This is a genomic window from Bacillus sp. AFS098217 (assembly GCF_002551815.1).
GTDB lineage: Bacteria > Bacillota > Bacilli > Bacillales > Bacillaceae_G > Bacillus_A.
In genome coordinates this window covers 1-16,919 of the sequence record NZ_NVPR01000158.1, presented here as the reverse complement: position 1 = coordinate 16,919, position 16,919 = coordinate 1, and the positions used below count along the sequence as shown (strand labels likewise).

Genomic DNA, 16,919 nt, shown 5'->3' with positions numbered 1-16,919 from the left:
AATGAGGGAGTTTGATCATTTCTGTGCCCCTTATTCCATTAAAGCATCCTTTAATAGAATATCTGTTTTTTTAATGATTTTAGGTAAAGCATCTTCGTTTGACAAAAGCTAAATCTACCATTATCATCAACTCGAACTTATTTATAGGAGTGATATAGATGAAAATTTATGTTGATGCAGATGCCTGTCCGGTAAAAGATATTATTATCTCTGAAGGTACGAATGCTGAAATTCCTGTTATCCTTGTTACTAGCTTTTCTCATTTTTCTAATGCGGAACAACCATCAGGAGTGGAAAAAATTTATGTTGATTCTGGAGCAGATGCTGCGGATTATCGGATTATGAAGTTAGCAGAAAAAGGAGATATAATCGTTACGCAAGATTACGGTCTTGCTTCGCTAGGTTTAGCAAAAGGGTGTACGGTTCTTCACCATAATGGGTATAGCTATACAAATGAAAACATTGACCAATTATTACAAACACGTTATTTGAGTGCAATGGCTCGAAAAAGCGGAAAGCGTACAAAGGGGCCAAAACCATTTACATCAGAAGATAGGGAGAAATTTAGGGAGCTTTTTAAAAGAACGATTTCACTTTAAAAAAGAACCGTCCATTTTTAAGGAAAAACAAGAAAAATAATATTGTGACTAGTATTTCAGTTCTTTTTTAAGCCTTACACTACACTCACATGAATAAACATTATAATTATTTGATGTATCGTATTAATGGTAACATATTCTATCGAATGACTTACTATACAAAAAAAGACGCGTTTCTAAATAAACGCGCCCGATTATGGAAGAAGGGATTAGTCATATTCAATGGATAACTGTAATTGCAGCTTGTATTCTTGTATTTGAAGGTTTAACGCTCTTCCAATGAATTATTACTAGTCAGCTTTTATTTATCCAGTATTATTTATACAAGGGAATATTTAAAAGTAACGAATAATATTGTTTCGATATCTTGCTGTTATATTCAATTCTTGGCTTTTTCAGAAAATAATCAGTTATAGTGAGGTTGTCAAATAGTAAAGGTAACGAAATCAAACAAATAGGAGAGCCCGAATGGAAAATATAATTAGAAAACAAATCTTTGAACTCATTGATACAGACTATCAGAAGTTTTCGGCCGCACTTATACCTACTATTAACAATGTATTAGGTGTTCGGCTGCCAGAGCTTCGTAAAATAGCTAAAAAAATTGTAAAGGGTGACTGGCATACTTACCTTGAAACTGCAAAAGATGAATATTTTGAAGAAATCATGCTGCAAGGTATGGTCATTGGCTATGTTAAGACGGATATTGAAGAACTCCTGTTTTATGTGGCTTCGTTCGTGCCAAAAATTGATAATTGGTCGGTATGTGACAGCTTTTGTACAGGTCTTAAATCTACGAAGGAAAATAAAGAGCGTGTATGGGAGTTTTTACAGCCCTATCTGTCTTCTAAGAAAGAATATGAGATACGATTTGGAGTGGTTATGCTCCTAGACTTTTATATCGAGACTGAATATATCGAAAGGGTGCTCAACCTCCTGGATCGTGTAAAGCATGAAGGGTTTTATGCCAAAATAGCGGTTGCGTGGGCTGTCTCTATCTGTTATGTGAAACTTCCCGATTCAACAATGGAATATTTGAGAAACAACACGCTCGATGATTTTACATATAATAAAGCCTTGCAAAAAATTACGGAATCTAATCGTGTGGATAAAGAAACAAAAAGTCTTATCCGCAGTATGAAACGGGATAGGGAAGTAAAGAAGTCAATGAAATTGAGACAACATGAAAAATAAGTTTGCATATGAAAAGTGTACGTTTATGTATCACTGCAATTCTATTTACAAAAAATCCGAACTGATTCAATATCATAATAATCCAAAATATCTTTTAAATTCTGCAGCAAATCGATATCTCGACTTACAAGTGGGCTCCTCGTCTGTACTAATAAGAAGTCAGGGGGAGCTTCTACCATAACCTTTAGTAGAGATTGCGTTACTTTTTCCTTATACTCTACTGGTTGATACGGGTCTGTGCTTGATGACATAAAAATGGTTACATTCCCTTTGGCTTTGGCGCGATGAAGCTCCTTTTTTAATAAATTCGTAGCTTCGTTTTTAACATCGACCCAATCTCCCCATTCCCCTTCTCGAAAAAGGGATACCGGCATTTGGCTTACATAACAATATGAACACCCAAATGAACAGCCTGTATAAGGATTTAGTGAATGAGTATATCCAGAAAGAAAGCCTGTACCTTTATTCAGAATGGTTTTCGGGTTTTTATAGAACAATTCGCTTTTCATGACGGAACCTCTTTTCCCTTCATTGTACGGCAATAATCACTCATTGCTAGAAGAAGCTTGTCTTTCCATATCCAAAAGCAGTGTCTTCATTTCTAATCCGCCACGATAGCCAGTTAATGATCCATTCTTTCCTACTACACGATGACACGGTACGGTGATTAACACTGGATTAGCTCCGATGGCTGCCCCTACAGCACGAACAGCTGCTGGTTTATTTATATCCTTTGCAATGTCGGAATAGGATTTCGTCTGTCCATAAGGAATTTCACAAAGTGCATTCCAGACTGCTAGCTGAAATTGCGTACCTACGTACTCAAATGGAACAGTAAAGGTTTTCCGCTTTCCTTCTAGATACTGAGTGATTTCAACGACATAGGGTTCAAGCTTTTCATCATCTTCAACAAGAGGACTTCCTGGAAAGCGTTTCTTAGCCCATTCGAACAATTCCTTGAATGGTTTGTTCTGTGAACCTACAAACACAAGCCCCTTTGAAGTTGAAGCAATATAAAAATTCCAATCCTTAAACTTTAGTAAAGACCAATAAAGAGTTGGTTTATTCTTTGTTTCCATTGTACTTTTCCTCCATTTTACTCATTTGACGAAATTGCGCTGGTGTCTGTCCAGTTTTCTTTTTAAATAAAGTAATAAAATAAGGCGCGTTAGCCATACCCACACATATGGCGATATCTCCAATCGCTTTATTTGTCTGAATCAAATACTTTTTAGCCGCGTGTACTCTAACTTGTTGCATATACTCAACCGGCGTAATGCCTTTAATCTTTTTAAATGTTCGATGCATATGATACGGACTCCCATGACAAATATCTGCTAACGATTCTAGAGTTAATTTTTCTGTGAAATTTTTATCAATGTATTCAGTAATTAAATCAACCCACTCGCTATCAGGCAAATTTTCATTAGTGGGCTTGCAACGTTTACAAGGGCGAAAATTTGCGCGGAGAGCTTGTTCTGCGTTTGGAAAAATGCATACATTTTCTTTTTTCGGAACGCGAGATTTACAGGATGGTTTACAGAATATCCCTGTCGACTTTACAGCGTAGAAAAATTGATTATTGTACGCTGCATCATTATTTATAATTGCTTGCCACTTTTCATCTGTTATCATTTCTACATCATTCGAAATTCTATGATCATGGCTCTCTTTATGTCCGTTATTGATACTATCCGGCATTTATCTCACCTCTCCTTACAATATACTCCCTATAAATTCAGAATGTACAATTCTAGGAATGAAATAGCAAGATATTGAAGTTTAATTTTCATTTAGAATCGTGAAAAATGATTCCAAGACCGTATCGGTCTCCAGAAGTAACCGTGCTTACTCCGTGACGAACCGTATTTTTGCAATATCCTTTTTTACCTAGAACAGGTCTATGGTTAGTAGGAAAGATCAGCGCACTGCCTTGTTCTAAAGTAATTACATGTCCCCTACTCTGAGCACGAGGAATTTGTTCCACTAATAGAGATTCTCCACCGCAAAAGGCTTTATCTCGTTGATTTAATACAAATACTACTTGAAACGGGAAAAATATGTCGCCATATAAATCTTGATGCAAACAATTAAACCCGCCTGCTTCATACTTTAATATTAAAGGTGTCGGTCTAGTTTGTTCATATTCTTCACAGGTGTTCAAAAAATTTTGAAGATGATCTGGAAACTGTTCTGTTTTCTTTAAATAACCTAACCATCGATTGGCTGTTTTGGCTAATTCTATATAAAAGGACTCTCTTAAACTTTGGATGATTTCAGGTAATGGATAGGAAAAACATTTGTACTCCCCATTCCCAAAGCGATATCTCGTCATATTGATTGTCGTTCTGTATGACTCTTCCTCACAATACAATTCTATGAAGAATTCACATTCCTCTTTTGTTAAAATCGCTGGAAGCTTTGCAAATCCTTGCTCATCTAGTTCATTTTGAATTGAATCCCAATTTAAGTTTTCGACACGTATTTTTATATCTTGGACCATTTTTATCCACTCCTATTTAGTATTCTTGATAGCTAACACTATAACCTCATAAATAGAAAAAAATAAGGTGTTTAGAATGTAATAGCAAGATAACGAAATTAATCAAGATTATTATGTGATAAAGTAAAACTTCAATCAGTGTGAGTTTTCCTTCTAATTATTTTGTGAATATTATAGGAGATAGTATTAAGATGAGGAGAATGAAAAAGTGAAATGGCATGAAGTCAATGATGATATTATTATTACATTACCTGAAGAGTTTGACATGAATGCTAACCTAGGCTATCTAACAAGGGAAAAAAATGAATGCATGTATGAAATCGAGAACGGTATCATTACAAGAGTCATAGCCATTGGGGGAATTCGGTCCTTGGTACAGGTAAGAGTAATCGATAATAAACAAATGATTATTCAGTTCTTAAATGATTCTAGGCCTATTGAAGAGTGGCAACGGGAAGAGATTGTAAAATATATTCGTGAATGGTTTGATCTTGATAACGATTTAACCCCATTTTATGAAATGGCAAAAGCAGATCCATTACTTAAAATGCCTGCCCGAAAATTCTATGGATTGCGAGTCGTCGGCATTCCCGATTTATTTGAAGCTTTATGTTGGGGAGTTTTAGGGCAACAAATTAACTTAGCCTTCGCGTACTCCTTAAAGAAGCAATTTGTAGAAGGATTTGGCGATTCCATCGAATGGAATGGTAAAAAGTATTGGGTGTTCCCACCGTACGAACGAATTGCACAGTTAACACCTACCGACCTAGCAGATATTAAAATGACGGTAAAAAAAAGTGAATATATCATTGGAATTGCCAGATTAATGGCAAGTGGAGAATTATCGAGGGAAAAATTAATGAAAATGAACTTTAAAGATGCTGAAAAAAACTTAATTAAAATACGAGGAATCGGTCCTTGGACAGCCAATTATGTTCTAATGCGCTGCCTCAGGTTCCAGACAGCTTTTCCAATCGATGATGTGGGTCTTATTAATTCGATAAAAATATTACGTAATATGAACCGAAAGCCTACGAAAGATGAAATCTTAGAAATATCGTTTCCATGGAAAAACTGGGAATCATACGCTACCTTTTATTTATGGCGTGTCCTTTACTGAATAATTATAACTTAAACCGGAATGTACTCAATAAAAAGAGAATGAACTTTAAAACCTAATCCCTTCATTAATTAATCCTATATAAATATACAAGCACCTTGTTTAGGGACGACAAGTATGAGACAAACTTTTTAAAAGGTGCTGTTTGCCTTCTTAATAGGGATTGGCTTTAACTCCTAGATTAGGGAGACCCTAGACTATCTGGAAGCCTTGACTCTTCCAGATTATGGTCCGTTTGTTGAATAAATAATAAAGATCTTATAGAATAATTAATTAAATTGTTGTTAGTACAATTAACGTTTCAGTTCTTGTGCAAATAGGATGACGAATCCCTTTCTCTTCAGCGACTTTATATGTTAGTTCCCGATTTAACGGAAATTGTTCTCGAATATCTATAATTTCTTCTACCCATTCCATTATAAAAAAATACTTTCGCTCTAAATCAGATAATAACTCATGTCTTCTATTTGTTTTCCATCCTTTCAAGCGAGAGCTATTCCCTGTTGAAGAAACATTTTGTATTGTTAACAAGGGTTTATAGTTATTTAATTCCCCTTGTCCTCTGCCTTCTTTTATATACTTCTCTATTTTCTTTTCCGTCCAATCATTTTTACGCTTTGCCATTTGTATATCCCCTCTTTAAAAATTTTTATCATTTCCAGTATCGGATATTTTTATGCGTACAATACATATTCTTGTTTATAAAACAACGGATATTTTTTATAAAATATCCGTTTCACTCTTAGTGTTGATATAGGTTTTGTAATACTTGTTTTAACTCCGGTTTAATCGCAATAATAGAACGTACTGTTTTTACTTGTTGTTCTGCATCTTCTACATTAGAAGCATGACGTTTAGGTTCAACTAACTGGAAATCCTTCTGGTTCTTCTCCTCCAGCACGTAAGTCAAACACCTCTGTAACCCCATGGTTTTTTACCGCTTCTTGTATAGCGTCCACTCCACCTATATATATTTTTCCTTTTACGAGTTCGTGATAGTTAGTCATGTTTGTTAGTCTCCTTAATTATTATTTAGCAACAATTTGATCCGCCACTTATTACAAGACCTGCTCCTTGTTGATCTTCTACATAATCTAAAGTTAAATTATTGACGATTTCAGCTACCTTTGGATCCATGGCAACTTCAATACCATTTACTGTTTCTGTTACATCATTTTTTTGCGCTTCTCCTAAATTAATACCGTAGCTTGGTCCACAGCATCCAGCACCCTCAAATGTAAAACGTAATGTTGAAACACCATTTTCTTTCATAGCAGTTTCAATAAACTCTTTTGCTTTATCTGTAATATTCATTTTCATTTCTCTCCTTCACAGTAACTAATCTAAAATATTTTATTTTACTAAAGCTTTAAGCTTCTCATATCCCACAATATCTTCCGATTGCCAAGGAATAATAACACAGTTATTGTGCGATCCTTTTTGAATCGCTTGAATCCACTGTACTTCAGACTGCGCCCGTCCCCTTAACACTGGATCGCTTGTATGTGTTGCATAAAAACTTTGATTGATAACCCACCATTTTGGATTAATATCTGCACGTTTTAAGTCTCCTTGTAGACGGCTTGCTTCATGTACTGGCGTAGCCTCCGCTAATGTTATGATTACAACAATTGTTTCCTCTGGATTACGAAGACGTGGTAATAAGTTTTTCACAGACTGTGGTACTTCACCGGAAGAGCGTGCAATTTCCTTATGATACGTTTGTGCCGCATCCAGTAACAATAATGTGTGACCTGTTGGCGCTGTATCAATTACTACAATTTCATCATTAGCTCTCTCAACAATATCTGCCAAAGCACGAAAGACTGCAATCTCTTCCGTACAAGGAGAGCGTAAGTCTTCTTCGAGATACGCTAAACCTTCCTCATCAACTGTATCTTTTGCATGGTCTATGACTTCCTTACGATAGTTTTCAACCTCTATTTTTGGATCAATTCGGCTTATCGTAATATCCCCTTGTTCTCCATGCATGACATAATCAATATGTGCTGCTGGATCAGTTGTAGTTAAATGCACATGATATCCTTTTTCAGCAAGACCAACTGCAATTGCAGAAGCTACAGTTGTCTTTCCTACTCCACCTTTACCCATTGTGAAAATAACTTTTTTTCCTGTTTCAGAAAGATTTGTAATCAAAGTCTGAAGAGAAGGTATAGAAATGTCTTGTTTTTCCTCATCTGAAATTGAAATATTCTCTATTGGTTTAACAAGCCTTCTCATATTCTCAATTCCCGTAACATTAAACGGTACTAATGGAATTTCATAAGTTGGAAGGCTTTTTAATTCTTCCGCCATGTTTTCTAATGCCAGTAATTGTCTTGTAATCAACGCCTTAGAGACAGCATCATTTTGCATGTGATTTGTAAGGATACCATTCACCAGTAGGTATTGATTACTAACTCCAATTTCTTTTAACTCTTTGGCTGCACGTTCCGCTTCTTGTAACGGAGAACTATCTGGACGAGTAACAAGCAATAATGTTGTTTGTTTCGGATTAGATAATGCTTGAACTGTTTGACTATATAACTCTTTTTTATCTCCAAGACCTGCTAATGGTCCTAAACAAGAAGCTCCATGTGTACTTTCTTCTAGGAAACCACTCCAAGCTGTTGGGAGCTGAAGAAGACGTAACGTATGACCTGTTGGTGCTGTATCAAAGATAATGTGATCGAATTTCGATGTTAATTCTTTATTTGTAAGTAAAATAGAAAACTCATCAAATGCTGCTATTTCTACTGTACAAGCTCCGGATAACTGCTCCTCCATCGTAGCAATAACTGTGTCAGGTAGCTTACCACGATATGGGCCAACAACACGCTCTTTATATTCATGAGCCGCTGTTTCCGGGTCTAAGTTAGCCACTTGTAGATTCGGAACATTAGGAATGACTTTTGGTTTATTGGTTAGTTCTATTTCAAATACATCTTGCAAATTAGAAGCGGGGTCAGTACTAATTAACAAAACACGTTTCCCCATATCAGCTAACGTAATGGCTGTTGCACATGCAGTAGATGTTTTTCCTACTCCGCCTTTTCCAGTAAAGAATAAAAATGGTGTAAATGTCATTGTGCTTGGATTAAATAGGTTTGTCATTGCCTTTCACTTCTTTCTCTATTTTTTTACGTTTAAATTTAAACGTATCTTTGGCTTCTGACTTAACTCTTCTTCCGTCATATTCGTTAATTGTGCTAATTCTTCATTTGTTAAATGAACTCTTTCTTTTACTATTATTCCATCTACTAAAGTAACAGGTAACACATCTGGTCCTTTGTCCATTAATAACTGACTAATGACACTGTTATTAGCAAAAGCGTCTGGTTCACTCGCAAGATTATAACGAGTAACATTCATACCTTTATTCTTCAAATTGTTAATTGCTACTGAAACACGAATTAACTCCGGGTCAACACTCGGTCCACAAACTCCGGTAGAACAACACATTGCAGGATCAAAAATTTCAATCTTTTTCATCTCTGATTTCTCCCCTTCTTTATAAAATAAGCCGAGAAAAAATTCTCGGCTTATTTTGTTTTCAATTATTCTCCTGTTTCAGCAAACTTTTTAATACGTCCACCAATCTCATCACGAACTTTTTGGAATACAGACCACTCTTGACCAGCTGGATCATCAAATCCCCAATGAACTCGTTTTACATGTGGTGGTGTTGTTGGACATACATCATTTGCGTGACCACAAAGTGTTACAACTAAATCTGCTTTGTCTAAAATGTCACGGTCAATGATATCAGATGTTTGGTCCGTAATATCAATGTCTACTTCTTTCATTGCTTTAATTGCATTCGGATTTACTCCGTGCGCCTCAATACCAGCAGAAAGTACATTCCATTTGTCACCTAAATATTTTTTGCCCCAAGCTTCTGCCATTTGGCTACGACAAGAGTTTCCTGTGCATAAGAAGTAAATTATTTTCTTGTTTTCCATGTTAATTCCACCTTTTTATGAATAGTTATTTGGGTTGTGTTTGAAAGTATCTACGTTGGAACCATAATGCGACATTTACAAGAGCGATCATAACGGGAACTTCAACTAAAGGCCCGATAACCGCTGCAAACGCTGCACCAGACTGGATTCCAAATACCCCTACAGCTACAGCGATTGCTAATTCAAAGTTGTTACTTCCAGCTGTAAATGCTAATGTTGTCGTTACTCCATAACTTGCACCAATTTTTTTGCCCATAAAGAAAGAGACAAAGAACATGATTACAAAATAAATGAGTAATGGAATTGCAATACGTACAACATCAAGTGGTACACTAACAATGACCTCACCTTTTAAGGAGAACATCACAATAATAGTAAATAGTAATGCGATTAATGTAATTGGGCTGATTTTGGGAATAAATACTTTTTCATACCAATCTCGTCCTTTCGTTTTTACAAAAATCAAACGTGTTAACATTCCTGCAATGAACGGAATTCCTAGATAAATAAAGACTGATTTTGCAACCTCTGCCATTGTAATATCTACAACAGCACCTTCAATTCCTAACCATTCTGGAATGACTGTTACAAAGACATATGCATATACTGAGAAAAATAACATTTGGAATACAGAGTTGAAAGCGACTAATCCTGCCGCATACTCTGTATCACCTTTCGCTAAATCATTCCATACAATAACCATTGCAATACAACGTGCTAATCCAATCATGATTAGTCCCACCATATACTCTGGTTTATCTGGTAAGAATATGATTGCTAAAACAAACATCAGAACAGGACCAATAATCCAGTTTTGTACCAGTGATAGTACTAATACTTTTACATCTTTAAAAACACGCCCCATCTCTTCGTAACGAACCTTTGCAAGAGGCGGGTACATCATTAAAATTAAGCCAATCGCAAGTGGGATAGAAGTTGTTCCTACCTGTAAACGATTCATTCCATCAACGAACCCAGGGGATAGATATCCAACTCCAATCCCTACTGCCATCGCGAGAAAAATCCAAAGAGTTAGATATCGATCTAGGAAAGACAGACGCTTTTTCCCCGTGTTGCTCATCCTTCTCACTTCCCTTTCTAACTATTTATTAACAACCACACCGGAGTGTAGGATTGCTCTTCTCAATTTGTTTGATTTTTTCTATTTGTTCAGGTACATGCGCTAAAATATCTTCCAAAAGCGTGTATAAATCACTTGTCTGATTTAAAGAATAATAAATCCATTGACCTCTACGCTCTTCTTGCACTAAACCTAAATCCTTTAATTTTCGAAGATGCTGACTGATAGAAGGTTGACTCATATCAAATACTTCGAGAAGTTCACAGACACAGCATTCACGCTGTTTAAGAATCGATACAATTGTTAATCTTGTTTTGTCTCCTAATAGCTTCAATAATTGGGATGCTCTTGTTAATTCTATAACTGTTTTTTCCATATCCACACCTACCCTCTCATAGTTAAATAAGCATATACTTATATATTGAGCGGAAATTAAACGTAATATTCGTTAAAAGGATTTATTTTTAATTTCCTCTCTCTCGAAATAAGTATATAACTAACTACTTATATAATCAACTAAAAAACCTCATTCTTCACAGAATTTTTACATTGATAAATAAGTATTCTACAGCCGTACTAACTATATACTTTTTTCCTATTCAACAAGATATATACGGTAAATGCTATAGATCCCATTAAAAAAACAAAAATTAACCATATCAAAAAACGCTTCTTATCTAATTTTATTTTTCTGATATTCGAGCGTAACATATGTACACATGAGAATAATCAAAAGATATATACCTACAATGAGCAATTGATCTAACTTTATGTATATAGATAATGCGCCTCCCCCCCCCCCCCGATAGGCGCATCGATGACTTTATGGATTAATGGAAGCCCAGCCTACAATATTAATCTCACCATAATAAAAAGCATGACATAAAAATTGCCATGCTTTTTATCCATATAATTTATCAAACAATTGTATTATTCAATGTACAACTTTCTTCTAACATGTATAACTTTCTTTTAACATGTACAACTTTCTTTTAAATTCACAATTTTTTAATTGTGTACGATTAAACCGTTAGGACGAAGGCGACTCATCATAATTTCATCAACAAATTTCCCTTGTGCTTTTAAGCTCCCTTTCTTTATTCCTTCTTCTACAAACCCAAACTTTTCATATAATGCTTTTGCACCAAGATTTGTTTCTAAAACACCTAGTTCTACTCTCTCCAGCAATAACCAATTGTCTGCAAGATCAAGCATTTTCATAAGCAAAGCTTTTCCAATTCCTTTATTATGATATTCGCTATTTACACCAATGAATAAATCACCTGAATGCGACCTTCTTCCTTGTCCTTGACTCAAACCGACAAACCCAACAACTGCACCATCATACTCTGCTACAAATTCAAATTGATTAGGCGCTAAGTTTCGAATTCTATTTTCCACCGCATCTACTCGCATACTAGGCAAGAAAACCATATAAGGTAACACCTCATTTTGTGTGCATAAACGATGAATTGCTCTAGCATCTTGAATCTCTACTGCACGAATTGTAACTTCCATCATATCCCTCCTCTTGTATAACTAATTATAATTAAAAGAATATTCAAACAAAATATATTATTGTATATTCCATAGCCTATTCAATGAAAAAGAACCCTATATTCTTCAGGTTTATAGGATTCCTTTTACGCTTATTATATGATTGGGTTCCATTGCTATATAGACTCCAGTTTCGCTTCTAAACTCCTTCCGTACCATATTCCTCGATCGTTAACTTTACGCTGTATGTGATTGGAACCTTACTAAATGTTTTATCCCAATCTTTTTTAACCTTTTCCCATACTTTTGGATACTTAATTTTTAATCTGTTACCGAAGCCAGCAACATCAGTCTGATATTCCTTTTGAATTTTTTTTAATGTATGTTTCGCCAACCGTTTCACTTCTTGTTCCGCGGACTTTTCTACACTTTTTAGAAACCTATTTTCAAAAGGTTCCCCTGAAGCGACCCATTTTTCAGACAGCCGACCCTCTGATTCGATGTTCACATGAAAAGAGATTTTATTTCCTTTAACGTAGGGCTCAATTTTACTTTTCATAGATTTTACTTCATACATGATAGATTTCCCTGTCTTTTTATCAAGGGTTTTCACCAAACCGCTTTTCCCTTTTCCTGTTACCCATGTTAAGCCTTCTAACTCATTTTCATTCAAAAAACCTCGCAGCTTTTTTGTCTTTCCTTTGATTATGGCAGCTCCCACATATTTCACTTCCCCATTTACCGCAATCACATTTGGCAAAAGAAAACTAGCCCCTGATTGCACCTTTCCTGGTAATTTAGCAAGCGGCACGGGAGGTAAAATCCGTGATGATCTATATTGATTATCCCCAATCTCAATCAAACGGAACGCTGGAATTTCTCCTTTTTCCTTCGATTTCAATGTCTCGCTAGCTCGGCCCTTACTAATTAACACGAGACAACTTGGTCTCATCTCATTATCACGGATAAAAATATCCAATAACTGGTTCAAACTATACATTCGTGCAAGACTTTCACTAACAACAACCACTTTCGTGTGATGAAAGATTATAGGTCGCTGCCTTCTTAATGCAACTTCACGAATCAATTGGTGAAGAGAATCTCCGGTTTCAGAAATATTCGTGTAAGCTTTTTGTTGTGGTCCTCCACCTTTTCCTCCACCTGATGATTGTGGTTTAACAAATTGAAAGGTTGATGTTACAAGATTCTTTTTCTTATAACCTCCTCCGCGTTCTTCAATCTTTTTCTCAACATTCGTCTCCTTTTCTTTATCAAATGCCAGACCTACCGCGAAACCCAGCTCTTCAATTTCATGACTGCTCCAACATCCTGTAAGAGTCAAAAGCAAAAGAACTGATGATAAAGCCAAAAGAAGTCGTACATTATTCACACTTCGGTTCATTCTTTCTCTTCCTCCATCTCGAAATTACAAGGAGAAGCAGTGGTAGGATACCAAATAATATCATCGCCGCATTACCAATCACATTCCCAAATTTAAATAGATCATTCATGTTTTTCGGAATTTCAGCAACAATATAAATAACCGGAAGTAACCCATACAGAAATGAATGAATATTCTTGTTAAAGAGCTGCGCCAGCCCTAAAGCAGCGGCATAGTAACAAATCGTGTAAGTTGCGAAGATTTGCATAATCCATATCACAAGTAATAAAGACTCAAATCGCTCAAATATCAAACCAGAGAGTTCAAAACTTCGCATAAGATCGATCGTAGGCCATGTTCTCATTAACACCCCATCGACAGAAAACGTTCCTATAACCATCACAACTGTAATGACATAAAAAATTAAGGGAATAGCAGTTCCAATTAGAACGACTTTTACAGCTTGGCGTGGTTGTTTCATAAATGCCAACAGGAGCAACATGATTTCGGCACCTGAATATGCAAGCGTTGTTGTTTTTAAGCCTTTTAGTACTGGGATAATCCCTAACCCTAATATGGGACGAAGATTGTCTATCTCAAATATTCCAATGCTCATAAAGGAAGTCAGCAAGAAAATACAGACTGTAATTGGAAATATAATTTCAAATAAACGTGCTATTGAGTTTATTCCACCTAGGTTTAAATAGAGACTCACCCACATAAATGGCATGATAATAGCCCACCCAGGTGTTCCTTCCAGTAAAAAGAAACTTGTTATTCCTTCCAGCGTTTTGACTTCGAATGAAGAAAGTATAAAAAAGTAACCCACCATAAATAAGCTAAGTAACACCCCCACCCATTTCCCTACAATTTCTTGACTATATTGATAAAATGTTTTTCCGGGAAACTGTTGACTTAATTTAACCATGATTACCCCTGTAATCATCGCAATTAATCCGCCTAAAATAACAGTTATCCAAACATCTGGTGTGTTTACTTTCTCAGCAGCTGTTCTGGGCAGGGTGAGAATTCCTACTGCGAGTATATAATTGATAAGGATGACAGCTGCTTGCGAAGTCGGAATTCGATCTTTAGAATTGGTAATCATCCCTCTTCACTTCCTTTTCGTATCGAATCTTTCATATTCAGCATTTTTGGGCGACGTTTCATCATCTGAAGTGGCATGCGAATCATGAAATCTTTCCAATCGCTTACATGATAAACAACAGCTGGACTGGCATATGGTACGCCGAAACTCTTCAATCTCGCTATATGACTACATAGAACGAGAAAAAACAGAATGACTCCGTATAGTCCAAATATAGCAGCGCAAAACATAGCTACAAAGCGAAGGATCCGTAGTGGAATTGCTGCACTATAATGAGCGAGCGCAAAGGAAGAAATAGCAGTGGCCGCTACTACAATTACCATAATTGGACTAATAATTCCCGCTTCTACGGCAGCCTGCCCAATGATTAATCCACCGACAATTCCCATCGCTGAACCAATCGGCTTAGGCAGGCGTAGCCCTGCTTCCCGCAAAATCTCGATGGCTATTTCCATAAATAATGCTTCTATAATTGCAGGAAACGGAACTCCTTCCCGTCCCCCAAGAATCGAAATAGCCAACTTGGTCGGAATTAATCCAGGATGAAATGAGATAAAGGAAATGTACAAAGAAGGTGCAAAAAGAGAAATAATTGCTGCCCCATAGCGCAACAAACGGATAAACGTGCCTGGAATCCAACGTTCATAATAATCTTCGGGCGATTGCATCAGCATGCTAAATGTAACTGGAACAATCAGGACAAAAGGTGTTCCATCCAATAAAATCGCAACACGCCCTTCCATCAACGCTGCGATGACGCGATCAGGGCGCTCCGTACTCTGTGCTTGTGGAAACGGGCTGAGGTAATTATCTTCGATAAGCTGCTCCACATATCCTGATTCTGGTACATTATCAATATTGATTTTCTGAATTCTTTTCTTAACCTCTTCTACCAATTCCGAATCAGCAATCTCTTTCATATAGGCAATAACCAACTCTTTTTTTGCTCGCGTTCCTACATGAAATTTTATTAATGACAATCCCTCATTTTCACCATGTAGCCGTAAAAGAGCGGTATTATCAGACAAAACTTCTGTGAAGCCTGCCCGTGGCCCTCTGACTGATACTTCTGATATGGGCTCTTCAACATTCCGTGTTTTTCCCTTTTTTGTACCAAGAATTAATACATCTGATAATCCCTCAATCAAAAGTGCCGTTGAGCCTATCAGCACTTTTGTCATCAACTCTTTTATAGAATGAACTTCTTCTACGCTACTCACGGCAAGGACTCGATTCTTAAGAAACTCTTTTAAAACGGTACCTTCCATATCAGATGGTTCACATTTGTATTCTTCATAAAAATTAAGCAGCAATGACTTCATAATATGCATATCAATAAGTTCTTTATCCGACAGCCCCTCCACAAAAACAAGCGCTGCTCGAATGTTTGTCCCTCCCATGTTAAACTCTCGAAAGTGTACATCCGAGTTATAACTCCCTTCTTTTTTTACAAGCTCTAGATCCAAAGTAAAATCGCCTGTAAAATAATCTGGAACATTTTGAAAAGGCTTATCCTGATATGTATTAGCTTGTTTTTCCCTCATCTTTGATTCCTGCTCTTTCACCCTCATCACTCTTTCTCTTTAAAAGCTTAGTGTACATTCCAAGTCAGCTACAATCTAATACGGTACTAATTTCAGCAGCAATCAAAGCATCTTGCTTAGTATCCGAGCAATTTAACATTACTCTCTAATGAAAGCAAAAACATTATAGCGAATGTTTTCCAAGTTGAGAGGTTATTTATCCATTAAGCCCCACCATTTTTCAGTTTATTTTTCCCAATATTGCATGTTATATGTAATGCTTCTCCTGTTTGCCGTAATTTACATTTCACTTTTCATACTAAAATATACCCTTTTTATTTTGTTAATGATAAGCTCTCATTTTCACCATAGTGCTGTAAAAGAGCAATATTATCGTTTAACCTTTCTATGAAACCTATCCGTGAATCTCTGACCAACACCTTTGATATGTGCTCTTCAATATTCCGCCTTTTCTCTTTAGTTAGAGCAGGAATGAATACATCGTATGATACATTTCATCATTCTTCCTCTAATGCACGGATCCAACCAAAAATTTTTGAAAACACATACGGAATGAAAAATACGATAAAAGCTGGAACAACAACTTTCCAGCCTGGAAGATAGGAAACAATCGTTTTCCACATTTTAATCACCCTATATCAGCAGTTGACACCGCGATTTTTCCACACCAATCAGAATTTCTTAAGCATTATTATGTCTGATAAGCGGAAATTTAATCCAATCGTAACTTTACAACACATGTCTCTACTATCGATTAGTGAACATTCAAAATAAGATTCCTGTCTACTGTGATAACACTATGCTTTAAAACACGAAAAGGCTACAAAGCTTTCTTGGAAAAGCGCTTTGCAGCCTTTTGATTTCTTGTTTTACCTAAATAAAAATCAATATATTTAATTTACTTTTTTAAAACTATATATATCCATTTTG

Annotated in this window: 18 protein-coding genes and 2 pseudogenes; 3 read left to right on the top strand and 17 right to left on the bottom strand. The window is 36.1% G+C overall.

Annotated features, from left to right (window positions below; translation table 11 throughout):
• Window positions 1-158: 158 nt before the first annotated feature.
• Both COO03_RS24070 and COO03_RS24065 read left to right on the top strand, forming a co-directional pair.
• Entirely contained in the window at window positions 159-599 is a 441-nt protein-coding gene (locus COO03_RS24070) for a YaiI/YqxD family protein (RefSeq protein ID WP_097899489.1), read from the top strand.
• Window positions 600-1,067: 468 nt separating this feature from the next.
• Window positions 1,068-1,793: a DNA alkylation repair protein gene (locus COO03_RS24065; RefSeq protein WP_097899488.1), complete on the top strand. Its 726-nt coding sequence runs from the start codon at window positions 1,068-1,070 to the stop codon at window positions 1,791-1,793.
• 41 nt (window positions 1,794-1,834) lie between these two features.
• Here COO03_RS24065 and COO03_RS24060 read toward each other — a convergent pair whose 3' ends face one another.
• The 4 genes from COO03_RS24060 to COO03_RS24045 form a co-directional block, all read right to left on the bottom strand.
• Window positions 1,835-2,302, bottom strand: a complete 468-nt coding sequence (locus COO03_RS24060; RefSeq protein ID WP_328287642.1) for an SPL family radical SAM protein — start codon at window positions 2,300-2,302, stop codon at window positions 1,835-1,837.
• 36 nt (window positions 2,303-2,338) lie between these two features.
• Window positions 2,339-2,872, bottom strand: coding sequence for a methylated-DNA--[protein]-cysteine S-methyltransferase (gene adaB, locus COO03_RS24055; protein WP_097899487.1), 534 nt, complete (start codon window positions 2,870-2,872; stop codon window positions 2,339-2,341).
• Window positions 2,856-3,494, bottom strand: a complete 639-nt coding sequence (adaA, locus tag COO03_RS24050) for a bifunctional transcriptional activator/DNA repair enzyme AdaA (RefSeq protein WP_097899486.1) — start codon at window positions 3,492-3,494, stop codon at window positions 2,856-2,858. Before adaA ends, adaB begins: the two co-directional genes overlap by 17 nt.
• 88 nt (window positions 3,495-3,582) lie before the next feature.
• A complete protein-coding gene (locus COO03_RS24045; protein WP_097899485.1) occupies window positions 3,583-4,296 on the bottom strand; it encodes a 2OG-Fe(II) oxygenase in 714 nt (237 codons plus the stop codon).
• 208 nt (window positions 4,297-4,504) lie between these two features.
• On the opposite strand from COO03_RS24045, the gene COO03_RS24040 reads away from it, so the two are divergent.
• Entirely contained in the window at window positions 4,505-5,416 is a 912-nt protein-coding gene (locus COO03_RS24040; RefSeq protein WP_097899484.1) for a DNA glycosylase, read from the top strand.
• Window positions 5,417-5,695: 279 nt separating this feature from the next.
• On the opposite strand, the pseudogene COO03_RS24035 reads toward COO03_RS24040, so the two are convergent.
• The 13 genes and pseudogenes from COO03_RS24035 to COO03_RS27890 all read right to left on the bottom strand — a co-directional run.
• Window positions 5,696-6,040, bottom strand: a pseudogene (locus tag COO03_RS24035) (heteromeric transposase endonuclease subunit TnsA); the annotation flags it as partial.
• Between the two features lie 118 nt (window positions 6,041-6,158).
• A pseudogene (locus COO03_RS24030) lies at window positions 6,159-6,423 on the bottom strand (hypothetical protein).
• Between the two features lie 25 nt (window positions 6,424-6,448).
• Window positions 6,449-6,730: a HesB/IscA family protein gene (locus COO03_RS24025; protein ID WP_097899482.1), complete on the bottom strand. Its 282-nt coding sequence runs from the start codon at window positions 6,728-6,730 to the stop codon at window positions 6,449-6,451.
• Between the two features lie 39 nt (window positions 6,731-6,769).
• The gene (gene arsA / locus COO03_RS24020) at window positions 6,770-8,530 is read right to left on the bottom strand and encodes an arsenical pump-driving ATPase (RefSeq protein WP_097899481.1); all 1,761 of its coding nucleotides are present in this window, start codon (window positions 8,528-8,530) and stop codon (window positions 6,770-6,772) included.
• Between the two features lie 18 nt (window positions 8,531-8,548).
• On the bottom strand, window positions 8,549-8,908 hold the full coding sequence (gene arsD, locus COO03_RS24015) for an arsenite efflux transporter metallochaperone ArsD (RefSeq protein WP_097899480.1): 360 nt from the start codon (window positions 8,906-8,908) through the stop codon (window positions 8,549-8,551).
• Between the two features lie 65 nt (window positions 8,909-8,973).
• Window positions 8,974-9,378 carry an arsenate reductase (thioredoxin) gene (arsC, locus tag COO03_RS24010; RefSeq protein ID WP_097899479.1) on the bottom strand — a complete coding sequence of 135 codons (405 nt, stop codon included), beginning with the start codon at window positions 9,376-9,378 and terminating at the stop codon, window positions 8,974-8,976.
• A gap of 25 nt (window positions 9,379-9,403) precedes the next feature.
• Window positions 9,404-10,459: an ACR3 family arsenite efflux transporter gene (gene arsB, locus COO03_RS24005; RefSeq protein WP_097899478.1), complete on the bottom strand. Its 1,056-nt coding sequence runs from the start codon at window positions 10,457-10,459 to the stop codon at window positions 9,404-9,406.
• A 28-nt stretch (window positions 10,460-10,487) separates the two neighbouring features.
• The gene (locus COO03_RS24000; RefSeq protein ID WP_097899490.1) at window positions 10,488-10,835 is read right to left on the bottom strand and encodes an ArsR/SmtB family transcription factor; all 348 of its coding nucleotides are present in this window, start codon (window positions 10,833-10,835) and stop codon (window positions 10,488-10,490) included.
• Window positions 10,836-11,467: 632 nt separating this feature from the next.
• Window positions 11,468-11,977, bottom strand: coding sequence for a GNAT family N-acetyltransferase (locus COO03_RS23995; RefSeq protein WP_097899477.1), 510 nt, complete (start codon window positions 11,975-11,977; stop codon window positions 11,468-11,470).
• 178 nt (window positions 11,978-12,155) lie between these two features.
• Window positions 12,156-13,358, bottom strand: a complete 1,203-nt coding sequence (locus tag COO03_RS23990) for a Ger(x)C family spore germination protein (protein ID WP_097899476.1) — start codon at window positions 13,356-13,358, stop codon at window positions 12,156-12,158.
• Window positions 13,339-14,445 carry a spore germination protein gene (locus COO03_RS23985; RefSeq protein ID WP_097899475.1) on the bottom strand — a complete coding sequence of 369 codons (1,107 nt, stop codon included), beginning with the start codon at window positions 14,443-14,445 and terminating at the stop codon, window positions 13,339-13,341. Before COO03_RS23985 ends, COO03_RS23990 begins: the two co-directional genes overlap by 20 nt.
• Window positions 14,442-16,016: a spore germination protein gene (locus COO03_RS23980; RefSeq protein ID WP_097899474.1), complete on the bottom strand. Its 1,575-nt coding sequence runs from the start codon at window positions 16,014-16,016 to the stop codon at window positions 14,442-14,444. Before COO03_RS23980 ends, COO03_RS23985 begins: the two co-directional genes overlap by 4 nt.
• A 470-nt stretch (window positions 16,017-16,486) precedes the next feature.
• On the bottom strand, window positions 16,487-16,612 hold the full coding sequence (locus COO03_RS27890; RefSeq protein WP_097899473.1) for a hypothetical protein: 126 nt from the start codon (window positions 16,610-16,612) through the stop codon (window positions 16,487-16,489).
• Between the last annotated feature and the right edge of the window lie 307 nt (window positions 16,613-16,919).